The 8,300-nt window shown below is 56.9% G+C and carries 5 protein-coding genes and 1 riboswitch; of the genes, 3 read left to right on the forward strand and 2 right to left on the reverse strand.

Going from position 1 to position 8,300, the window contains the following annotated elements; all coding sequences use genetic code 11:
- Positions 1-76: 76 nt before the first annotated feature.
- Complete coding sequence (locus Q0K43_RS11495; RefSeq protein WP_297290663.1) at positions 77-2,395, reverse strand: polysaccharide pyruvyl transferase family protein; 2,319 nt, start codon at positions 2,393-2,395, stop codon at positions 77-79.
- Positions 2,396-2,658: 263 nt separating this feature from the next.
- Here Q0K43_RS11495 and Q0K43_RS11500 point away from each other — a divergent pair, with 263 nt between their 5' ends.
- From Q0K43_RS11500 to metK, 3 genes are all read left to right on the forward strand, one after another.
- A complete protein-coding gene (locus Q0K43_RS11500; RefSeq protein ID WP_297290664.1) occupies positions 2,659-3,615 on the forward strand; it encodes a radical SAM protein in 957 nt (318 codons plus the stop codon).
- 2 nt (positions 3,616-3,617) lie between these two features.
- Positions 3,618-4,862, forward strand: coding sequence for an adenosylhomocysteinase (locus Q0K43_RS11505; RefSeq protein ID WP_297290665.1), 1,245 nt, complete (start codon positions 3,618-3,620; stop codon positions 4,860-4,862).
- Between the two features lie 82 nt (positions 4,863-4,944).
- Positions 4,945-5,042: riboswitch (SAM riboswitch) on the forward strand.
- A gap of 74 nt (positions 5,043-5,116) precedes the next feature.
- Positions 5,117-6,298: a methionine adenosyltransferase gene (gene metK, locus Q0K43_RS11510; RefSeq protein ID WP_297290666.1), complete on the forward strand. Its 1,182-nt coding sequence runs from the start codon at positions 5,117-5,119 to the stop codon at positions 6,296-6,298.
- Between the two features lie 47 nt (positions 6,299-6,345).
- Here the strand turns inward: metK and Q0K43_RS11515 are convergent, their stop codons facing one another.
- Positions 6,346-7,545 carry an S-layer homology domain-containing protein gene (locus Q0K43_RS11515; RefSeq protein WP_297290667.1) on the reverse strand — a complete coding sequence of 400 codons (1,200 nt, stop codon included), beginning with the start codon at positions 7,543-7,545 and terminating at the stop codon, positions 6,346-6,348.
- Between the last annotated feature and the right edge of the window lie 755 nt (positions 7,546-8,300).

Here is an 8,300-nt window from a genome sequence, read left to right on the forward strand (position 1 = left end):
AAATTACCTCCCGATTCAACACAGTGTTTGTATCATATCAGCTTTCCAACAAAAATTTCCGAATAAATTGTAAACATTACTTCAGAATCTTACGAATCTTCTCTTTCATCTTGGGCGTGAGTACCTTGGCTGCCGCCCGGTAAGGCAGAGGCGGCGGGGTGAGGTACTTTTGTTCCACCTGATCAAAGGGCATGGCGGCAAACCCGGAGAAGAAGGCCCCCCGCTTTGGGTTGTGGGTCAAGGGATAGGCCAGGCGGGGATTGCCCGCCACCGCCTCGGCCAGGGGCCGCTCCACCTGTCCCAGCTTGTCCGCCAGGGCGTCAAAGGCCTTCTGCCCCTTTGCGCTGTTGACCAGCACCAAAGAGACCCCCTTCTCCCGCTCGGTGGGCAGCTTCAGCTTGGGGTCCAGCCCCCAGAAATCGCCCAGAGTCAGATCCGCCGGACGGCTGACGCTGGTGTACCGGCACTTGGAACACACCGGACGCAGGAAGAGCTGCATCCCGAACCCCCGCCCGAAGGTCGCGCGGTGGAGGGGGGGAGTTGTGCTGGCGCCGTCTGCAAAACGTACTGTCATATGGGAGTGGGACCAGCCGTGGGTCTTGTCCCGGAACCGCAGCCCGGTGACCGGCGCGCCGTGTTCCACCGCCCGCTGCTTCAGATACGCCTGGAACACCGCCGGGGAGGGTACGCCGTTGCACACCAGGTCACAGGTGAGCAGATTGTCATAGTCCCGGCCCAGATAGTGTTTCAGGCCGTCCACCTGGCAGGCAAGGCCGGTGAAAAGCACCTGTCTGCCCTCCTCCAGCTGCGCCTTTACCTGACGGAAGGTTTCTCCCAGATCGCTCTGGACGTACTTGGAGCCCCGCATGGGGGCCAGTTCCTCCGCTGTGGCCGCACAGGTATGGCGCACCGTCATATAGCCGTCAAAGGCGGCGCCGAACACCACGCCCCCCTGATCCAGCACATGGCCGGCCAGCAGAGAGAACACGCCGCCGGAAGAACTGCCCGAACGCACCTGGTCGTCTTTGTTCCAAACCCCGTAGGCGCAGTTGGGGTCCGGGCCTTTCACCAGCTGGGTCAGGGCGGGACATACCCCCTCGCACCTGCGGCAGAGGATGCACCTCTCCCCTACCACGGGCCGCAGAAAGCCTTCATGATCGGGCTTCATCTCAATGGCGTTTACCGGACAGATGGAGGCGCAGGCAGTACAGCCGGTACAATCCTCCGCCTTACAAAGGTTGGGCTTGGCCTGCTCCTGCACCGCGCTGGTCTCCTCCGGTAGCGCCGCTCCCTCCACCGCCGCCTTCAGGTAGGCCAGAGAATTGGCCCGGGCGGCCTCCAGCTTCTCATAGACCTGGTCGTAGTCCATTTTGTCGTCGATGGGGGCGGTGGTGTCCAGGCCGATGATGCGATCGGCGCACCCCAGCCGGGAGAGCAGGCTGTAGATCCGGGAGAAGGTGGGCTCCCGCCGCTCCTTGGGAGACATGGAGGTGAAGAAATCCTTTTTGAACTGCAGGGAGAACGCCGCCCCGTGGAAGGAATTGGTCACCACCGCGGCGGCGTGCTGGAACAGGCCCAAAAACTCCCGTGGGCCGGCGTCAAAGACGATCTCCTTGGCCCCGTCGATTTTCCGCCTGGCTCCCGCCAGCTGGACGATGGGCCAGCCCGTCTGTCGGGACAGGGCCTGGGCATAGGGGGCCGCCTCACCGGGATCAGAGACGAAATAGCACAGGATATAAGGGCCCTGGTGTCTGGGGGCTGCGGCCAGCTTGCCCCAGTCCTCACCGCTGAGCAGCAGCGTGGGGTCCAGCACCACTTTGGCCTGCCGTCCAGCCGCCTCCCGTACCAGTACCTGGCCCCGTTTCTCCCGGACGGAGAGGGCGGAGAAAGGCTCCAGAAACCGCTTCAGTTCCGCGGCCTTGTCCTCGGGCAGCTGAGGTACACCCAGGCTGGGGGCGTAGGCAATGCGGCGGCCCTCCGCCACAAAATCCAGCAGAAAGGCCGGATCAAACTGCTTGTCCTGGAAAATATAGGGATTCCAGATCTGGTCGCTGCCCGCCACATAGACGTCGTAAGCCGGAGGGGTGTCCTGAAGTTGTCTGAAATCGGTATACCGCTGGGGCGACAACTCCATCTCCTCGGCCACAAAGGCCTCAAACCGCTGAAAGCGGCGCTGGAAGGCGGCGTAGTGAAGGGCGGTATGGGCATCTGCAGCCATGTCCCGCACCGAGCGGCTTTTCTTGAACAGCTGGTTGGTACGGGTGGTATGGGGCAGGCGATAATCAATGATCTGGCACTCATGGCCCAAGCCCTGAATAGCCTTCATGGTGGCCAGAGCCTGGAGCTGAGCCCCGTAGTGATGGGCAAAATGGAATGTGATGAGTCCGGTGCGCATAGGCTCACTCCTCGTTTTCATGCTTTCCATTTGTTTAGTATACCACAGGCGGAGACTATTGTATATGCGCAGAATGAAAAACCACCTATCTGTATAGACACTCCGCCCCTTTTGTCGCAAAAATTTACAAGATGCCTGTTTTGTCTATGGTATTGCGGCGGAAAAGACGGTATGATATGCTATAGATTATCATGGAGCGGCATACCCCCTTATGTGCGGATAGCCCTCCATCTCACTACAGGGCGAAAGGAGGGTATACATCTATGAGCATACCGGCCCGGCTCAAGGCGTTTGGAATTTCCAAGGCCCTGGATTATCTGGATCGGGACCCGGACGCCAACCTTCCCAAGCTGATGGAGTGGCTGGACAAATTTGCGGGAGAGCGGCTCTCCCCTCCCTATCAGACGCTGTTCCACCAGGCAATGACCGATCCGGACAACAACTGGCATCAGTTGATCCGAAGCATGTATACCGACATTGACAACAGTATCTTGAAAAAGATCTTTGAAAACTTCATTATCCATGGCCACTTGTTAGACTGGCCCGCCAAAAACAGAGGCGGCGCTCCGGCCCAGGAGGAGGCCCCCTGGTCTGTGATCATTGACCCCTCCTTCCCCTGCGCCATGGACTGCGCCGGCTGCGGCGCCTCCATCTTTGGAGTGCGTCCCTCCATGGAGTTTGACAGTCTGGACGAGGAACTGGAAGCACGAAAGGCCAGAGGCTGCCATCTGTTCATCTTCAGCGGCGGCAACCCGCTGGCCCGCCAGGAGGAGATCATTGCCCTGTGCAACAAGCATACCGACTGCGTGTTCGCCGCATTCACCCCGCCGGTCTCCATTACCCCTTCACTGTGTGAGGATATGCTGCGGGTGCGCAACCTCTTCCCCGCCATCCAGGTGGATGTGGATCCTCAGGACGCACAGCGCGCCGCAGATCTGATGAAGGGCAAAAAACTGCCCTTCGGCGTGGCCTGCCGCTGTACGGCGGATAATGCCGACCGGGTAGCTACCGACGAATATTATGACCGGATCATTGGCAGCGGCGCCAAGTTCTGCTGGTTCTTTACATGCCCAGCTTACGGCGGACCGGCCGCGCCCACCCAGGTGCAGCTGTTGGACCTTCACCGTCGAGTAAAGGAGTTCCGCAGCACCAAGCCTTTGCTTACTCTTGATTTCTGGGACGGGCCCAGCCCTTCGGCAGCCCCCCAAGGAGGTTCATGATTATGAGTATTGTAAAAGACCCCTCACTGGCCCCCTCCGGACGCCGCAAAATCAGCTGGGTACGGGACTTTATGCCCGCCCTGGGCAGCATCGAGGCCCGGTTTGAGCGGGAGAAGCCCTTTGCCGGCCTGCGGGTGGCGGTCTCCGTCCATCTGGAGGCTAAAACCGCCAATCTGGGCTATGTGCTGGCCAAGGGCGGCGCCGAGGTTCGGCTTACCGGCTCCAATCCCCTGTCCACCCAGGACGATGTGGCCGCCGGCCTTGCCGATCTGGGTGTTGAGACCTTCGGCATTCACGGCGCTATGGGTGTGGACTATGAGAACCTGCTCATTGAGACTTTGAAGTTCAAACCCCACCTCATTGTGGATGACGGCGGCGATCTGGTGGACCTGCTGGGCGGCAAGTGCAACCATCTGGGTGAAAACCTCATCGGCGGCTGTGAGGAAACCACCACCGGCATCCTGCGGCTGAAGGCCCGGGAGCGCGAGGGCATCCTGCCCTGTCCCATGATGGCGGTCAACGACGCCAAGGCCAAGCACTACTATGACAACAAGTACGGTACCGGTCAGTCCGTGTGGGACGCCATCATGCATACTTCCAACCTGGTGGTGGCTGGCAAGACCGTGGTAGTGGCCGGCTACGGCTGGTGCGGCAAGGGTGTAGCCATGCGGGCCGCCGGTATGGGGGCCAACGTGATTGTCACCGAGGTGGACCCCTTCAAGGCCCTGGACGCCACTATGAACGGCTTCCGGGTCATGCCTATGGACGAGGCTGCCAAGTACGGCGATATTTTTGTCACCGTCACCGGCTGCAAGGACGTGATTACCCCCCGGCACTTCGCCGTCATGAAGCACAACGCCATCCTCACCAACGCCGGCCACTTCGACTGCGAGGTGGATGTGAAGGGGCTGGCCGAGATGGCCGTCAAGCGGGAAGTGCGCCGGGACAATGTCGAGGGCTTCACTCTGCCCGACGGCAAGATACTCAACGTCATTGGCGAGGGCCGCCTGGTCAACCTGGCCGCCGGTAACGGCCACCCTGCCGAGATCATGGATATGTCCTTCTCCGTCCAGGCTCTGGCACTGGAATGGCTGCTCAAGCATCGGGATACCCTGGAGAAGAAGCTCTATCAGGTGCCCGACGAGATCGACGACGAGATCGGACGGGTGAAGCTGGCCGCCATGGGTCTTGCCATCGACAAGCTTACCCCGGAGCAGGTGGACTACCTCAACGGCTGGAAGGCTTAAACGTTTCCTCTATACAAAGGCATCGATTTGTCTATTGAAAAAGTGGGAAAAAGTCGATAGAATAAGTACAGTCAATTGAATAGCCTTATCGAGAGCGGTGGAGGGAACGGCCCGATGAAACCCGGCAACCTGCGGATCACGCAAGGTGCCAAATCCGGCGAGGAAATCGGAAGATGAGGATGGATGAGCCAAACGCGCTCCGCCGTCCGGCGGAGCGCGTTTTTGCTCCAGCTTAGAAAGGAAGGTAATAACCAATGGCAAAGCGTCTGTTTACCTCGGAGTCCGTTACCGAGGGGCACCCCGACAAAGTATGCGACCAGATCTCCGATGCAGTCCTGGACGATATCCTGGCCGCTGATCCCACCGCCCATGTGGCCTGTGAGACGTTCACCACTACCGGCATTGTCACCGTGATGGGCGAGATCACCACCAGCCACTACACTGACATCCCCGCCATCGTCCGCCGCACCGTGCAGCGCATCGGCTACACCGACCCGGCCTATGGGTTTGACTACCGCTCCTGCGCAGTCATGACCGCCATCGACGAGCAGTCCCCCGACATTGCTATGGGCGTCAATCAGTCCTTTGAACATCAGGAAGGCGGCACCGACGCCGCCGACCTCATCGGCGCCGGCGACCAGGGCATGATGTTCGGCTATGCCTGCGACGAAACCCCCGAGCTGATGCCCGCCCCCATCTCTATGGCCCACAAGCTGTCCCGCCAGCTCACCGACGTGCGCAAGGCCGGCAAACTGAAATGGCTGCGCCCCGACGGCAAGAGTCAGGTGACTGTGGAATACGACGACAACGGCAAGGTTCTCTCCTGCCCCGCTATCGTAGTGTCCACCCAGCACGACCCCGACATCGCCCTGAAGGACCTGCGGGAGGCTGTGGTGGAGGAGATCATCAAGCCCATCATTCCCGCCCAGTACATCACCAAGGACACCAAGTTCTACGTCAACCCCACCGGCCGCTTCGTGGTAGGCGGCCCTGTAGGCGACACCGGCCTCACCGGTCGTAAGATCATTGTGGACACCTACGGCGGCTCCGCCGCTCACGGCGGCGGCTGTTTCTCCGGCAAGGACCCCACCAAGGTGGACCGTTCCGCCGCTTACATGGCCCGCTACATTGCCAAGAACCTGGTGGCCGCCGGCCTGTGCCGCAAGTGCCAGATTGAGCTGGCCTACGCCATCGGCGTGGCCCACCCCGTCAGCGTGCTGGTAGACACCTACGGCACCGGCGTCCTCTCCGAGGAGAAGCTGTCCGCCATTGTCAACGAGTGCTTTGATATGCGCCCGGCCAAGATCATTGAGAAGCTGGATCTGCGTCGGCCCATCTACGAGCAGACTGCCGCCTATGGTCACTTCGGCCGCACCGATATTGACCTGCCCTGGGAACACCTGGACATGGTGGAGAAGCTCAAGAGCTATCTGTAATAGTTCAATAAAACCCCGTCGGATTTCCTCCGACGGGGTTTTATTGTTTATTCCGTTACCAGGTTGTACAAACGCAGAACAGTCAGGATGGTCTGTTCATATGTGTATAGGCCATTGGGATCAAACTTGTTGCCGCCTATACCAGACATGATGCCCAGAGCGGAAACGTAATCGATCCCTGCCTTGGCCCAGGAATCCGCTGCAACATCAGAGAATGCCACAGGATCAGATGTGGGCTCCAAGCCGTATGCCTGTCCAATGCGCATCAACATGGTAGCCGCTTCCTGGCGGGTTATCTTGCCGGTAGGATTGAACTTATTGTTGCCAACGCCGGCAACAAAACCAAGCGCATTTGCCAGCTTGGCCTCGGGATCGTTGGTATCATCGAAGTCTGCTCCCTGATCGCTGTAATGATCCCATATATCTGCCCACTTTGCATCCTCAATCTGGCAAATCAGATTATTTGCACAGCCAGCAAAATCGATCCGGGAGATGGGGGCCTTATGATCTACCTGATCGAAATAATAGTCATAAGTGAGGCCCTTATAATAAGCCTCCAGAACCCCATCAACAGCATAATCGCTTACATCCCAATACGGAGAATCAAGAGATCCTTCATCATGAGAAGCCACATACCACATGTAAAGAGATGTTCCATCAATGTCAACCGCATCATTGCAATCCCTCATAAAAACAAGTTGGGGACCGCTCAAGATAAATGTAGACGGGTCAAACATATACCATACATCATCGATTTGCACCATATTCCACATATGGCCTGCGGCACTATGTCTATCATAAGATACGGCACCTCTAATACATACACAGGGAATATTTAGGCTCCTACACATTGCTTGAAATACCTTAGCTCGATCATCACAATCCCAATCAAATATAAAACCGGTGCCAGCAAAAAGCTTTTTAACGGTCTCAATCGTTTGAGGCGACTGATCAGGGTATTTAGCAAACCAGGCTTTGATTAACTTTAACTGCTTAACCACATCGGTTTCATCCCCAACAATCGAAGATGTCAATTCCTTGGCGCAATATAGATCGCCCTGGCTAATAGGAACAATCTGAGACGTTGGATGATTTTCAACAAAACGAACAATTTCATCCACCTGAGCCTGATGTTCCTCTTCAGAAAGAATGAAAATTTTATCCTCCACGAAAGCAAATGCCGGTGTCACCATGAGTCCCAGAACCATGCAGATCACCAAAAGGCCCGAAAAAAATCTCTTAATCATGCTATCCCTCCATCCAACATGATCAGCATTATACAATAGGCACGCAACAACCGCAAGCCGTTAATCCGCCAATGAGCCATATGCTGAACTGGAAACAATCAATATGGGGGTGTGGATGAAAAGCCGACTCCTTCTGGAGTCTAACTTTTCATCCACACCCCCAGCCCTTTCGGGTCAAAAATCTTGGGACAATGTGCTTGGTTATGAGCGAATGAACACATGGTGCCTAAGGGAAATCCGTTTCTTTTAGATGATTATAGCACTTTCTTGCCCAATGTACAAGCCACAAGTGGTACTAAAGCACGGAAGAACTGCCCGCCAATAGATTTGAGCCGACTTGCGTATTATAGACTCAAGGTGTTGGTTGGGCTACCTACGTATATCAGCAGACCAGCAATTGGCCTCTGATCTGGAAACTGGATAAGTGTAGGGGTACCGCTGCCATCCGGTGTGCGCTGGATGCACTCAATCGCAGTAGCCATTGCAGGATACACTCGTTGGCGCAGGCAGTGGGACATCATATATGTCTGTAGTTCCATCGCCGGATGGACACAAAATATATAGATGTCAGGAGATCATTGCTGGCATCCGCTTATCGAATTACCCCGGACGATATCCGTATTGGTACCGACCCAAGCGATCATGTAGAACGAATTTCTGATTTAGCCCAGTGGCAGTGTACAGTCAAAAATCAAACTTTTGTTGGAACCTACTTACACGAACAGATATTGCGACATCAGGCCATGTATCCACAT

Origin of the sequence: uncultured Flavonifractor sp., from assembly GCF_944383115.1 — a bacterium.
In the GTDB taxonomy this organism is placed as follows: domain Bacteria; phylum Bacillota; class Clostridia; order Oscillospirales; family Oscillospiraceae; genus Flavonifractor.

Bases quoted from the DNA above. Each gene is read 5' to 3' on its own strand.
- Q0K43_RS11505 (WP_297290665.1), top strand. From the start codon at position 3,618: ATGAGTATTGTAAAAGACCCCTCACTGGCCCCCTCCGGACGCCGCAAA.
- Q0K43_RS11500 (WP_297290664.1), top strand. From the start codon at position 2,659: ATGAGCATACCGGCCCGGCTCAAGGCGTTTGGAATTTCCAAGGCCCTG.
- Q0K43_RS11495 (WP_297290663.1), bottom strand. From the start codon at position 2,395: ATGCGCACCGGACTCATCACATTCCATTTTGCCCATCACTACGGGGCT.
- Q0K43_RS11515 (WP_297290667.1), bottom strand. From the start codon at position 7,545: ATGATTAAGAGATTTTTTTCGGGCCTTTTGGTGATCTGCATGGTTCTG.
- metK (WP_297290666.1), top strand. From the start codon at position 5,117: ATGGCAAAGCGTCTGTTTACCTCGGAGTCCGTTACCGAGGGGCACCCC.